General features: G+C 60.1%; 2 protein-coding genes. Both read right to left on the bottom strand.

Annotated features, from left to right (window positions below):
- Nucleotides 1–624 precede the first annotated feature (624 nt).
- Nucleotides 625–1,722: an IS5 family transposase gene (locus VN577_15210; GenBank protein ID HWR16175.1), complete on the bottom strand. Its 1,098-nt coding sequence runs from the start codon at nt 1,720–1,722 to the stop codon at nt 625–627.
- Between the two features lie 147 nt (nt 1,723–1,869).
- The coding region (locus VN577_15205; protein ID HWR16174.1) for an AAA family ATPase at nt 1,870–2,430 on the bottom strand (561 nt) is incomplete at its 5' end.

Below are 2,430 nucleotides of genomic sequence, written 5' to 3'. Positions count from 1 at the left end.
GGTGACGCTAGGACGCGCCGACTCTGCTTGATTCGTTTACATCAAAGACAGCGGTCATCTGGTTCGCCCCGTTTCGCTGTGGCGTTTGCGGTTGTTTGCACGGAAGCACACTTACAGGTCGCGCGAAACTCCTCCCTAAGTCGAGGCGACTGGAGGAACCACTCGCGCCGATATTGAGGCAGTTGCCCGAGGAAGTCACCGAACGAGGCGGTCATTTCGTTGCACATGTCCAAGACTTTCCATCTTTTCTGGTCTTCCCGGTCGTATGGCAGCCTCGAGTAACTCAAGTGCGCTCTGCCTTCAGCAGTTTGGGGCGAAGGAACGCCCGCAGGTTCCGGAAGTGCATGAGAAAAGACTCGAGAAAGACGTCCCTCTCTTTTCCCTCCGGCGGAACCGCTGGAGAGCTATGGCCATAGTCCAGGTATCTCACCCAAAGAGCATGGTTTCGATCTCATAAGCGACGTGGCCGGCCGCGGCCCTAACAGGCTGCTGAAAAGCGAGGCTTCGTAGGTTGCGCCGGGGTGTTCGGGAAGGCTGTTGAGAGTTAAGATGCTCGGAGGAATGTGCCCGTGAGGGCTCGGCGGAGTCGCCGGAACTTGCGGCCGGCGCTCCACCCTCCGGCCCTCAGGCAGGCTGCGCCATCAGGTTCCGCATTCGAACCAGGTTGTAAGCGGCCGCCGCTAAGGTGAACATCCAACCAACTCGATCCGGCCCGCGGAATCTGGTCTTGCGCTGCAGCGCGACTGTCTTCAGCCAGCCGAAGACTTCCTCCACTCGCTTCCGTTTCCGTTGGCTCACCGCGTAGCCTTCGCGCCGCGTGGTACGTGCATCAATTGCGCTTCGCCGGTTGGTCGTGTTCTGGGCTACATGCGGGGTAACCTGCAAGGCGCGCAGTTTCTCGACGAACGCCGTGGTGTCGTAGCCGCGATCTCCGCCCAGGGTCACTCGCTTTCCAGCCGGCTTGTGCTCCATCATCGCCGCGGCGGCGTCCCGCTCCGCCGTTCCGCTCGCCAGCGTCAACCGCGTGTCCACCACCAAACCATTGCGGTTCTCCGTTACCACATGCCCCAAATAGCCGAGCTTGGCTTCCGCTCCCCGGCTCTTCTTAAACAGCCGCGCGGAAGGATCGGTCAGTGACTGGTGCGTCTGATTGGTACGCTTCTCTTTGCGGAAGTTGACGGTGGGATTGCTCCCGCCATCCTGCGATGGCGGCCATTTCGTCGTTGGGTTTTCCTTCTTTGCCTGAAAGCTCTTCTGCCCGGCCCAGGCTTCCACCAGCGTGCCGTCTACAGTGAAGTGCTCGTCGCTCAACAGTCGCTTCTGCCGCGCCTGATTGACGATCAGGGAGAAGAACTCCTCGGCCACCGCACCTTCCAGCAGCCGGTCCCGGTTCTTGGTGAATACCGTCGGATGCCAGACTGGCTCGTTCACCGACAGCCCCACAAACCAGCGGAACAGCAGGTTATATTCGAGTTGCTCCATAAGCATCCGCTCGCTGCGGATGGTGTAGAGCATCTGCAGCAGCAGTGCGCGTAACAGGCGTTCCGGCGGAATCGACTTGCGCCCGTCCTCGCCATAGATCTCGTCGAAGCGACCGTCGAGTGCCTTCAGTGCTTCGTCGACCATGGTGCGAATCGGACGCAATGGATGATTGGCCGGCACTCGCTCTTCAAGCGATCCGTAGCTGAATAGTTCGTGCTGCTGGAGGTCATCACCGCGCATATAGCAAAGACGCTCACAACATTCTTCAGGTCACTTGTTTGGCTCGAATTTCAGCAGCCTGCTAAGTTCGTCGTCGGTTCGCAAAGCTCTGCCCATACAATTCACGAGTTCACGTGGTCACCCGGTGCGCGCCGCCGCGCGTTGGTGTCAGCGGCCTGCCGGATGCGGCGACGCGCGGACGGCACGTTCGAACGCCCAAGCTCGAATGTGACTGATCTGCTCCTTCATGGTCCGCGATAACGGAACAAGCTTCGCAGCAACGCTGATGAGATCCTCTTCGGTGATCTCGCGGTCCGCCAGCCGTGCCTTCGTCACCGCCGAGATCACGCACTGCTCGATCTCCGCGCCGGTCCAGCCGTTGGTAAATTGCATCAACTCCCGCAGGTCGAATCCAGCCGCATCCACCCCTCGGCGGCCGAGGTGAATGTTAAAGATCTCGATCTGTTCCTCGGCGAGCGGTAAGTCCACGAAGAATACCTCGTCGAAACGCCCCTTGCGAATCATCTCGGCGGGAAGAAGATCGATTCGGTTTGCAGTGGCGGCGACGAAAAGCCCGCGCGCTTTCTCCTGCATCCAGGTCAGGAAGAACGCGAAAATCCTGCCCTGCTCCCCACCCGAGTCCGCCGACGTGACACCCATCTCGATTTCGTCGAACCAGAGGACGGCCGGCGCCATGTCTTCCATCATGCGGCAGGTTTCGACGAAGGC

It is taken from the genome of Terriglobales bacterium, assembly GCA_035561515.1.
Classification (GTDB): domain Bacteria; phylum Acidobacteriota; class Terriglobia; order Terriglobales; family Acidobacteriaceae; genus DATMXP01.
This window is presented reverse-complemented; position numbering and strand designations above follow the sequence as displayed.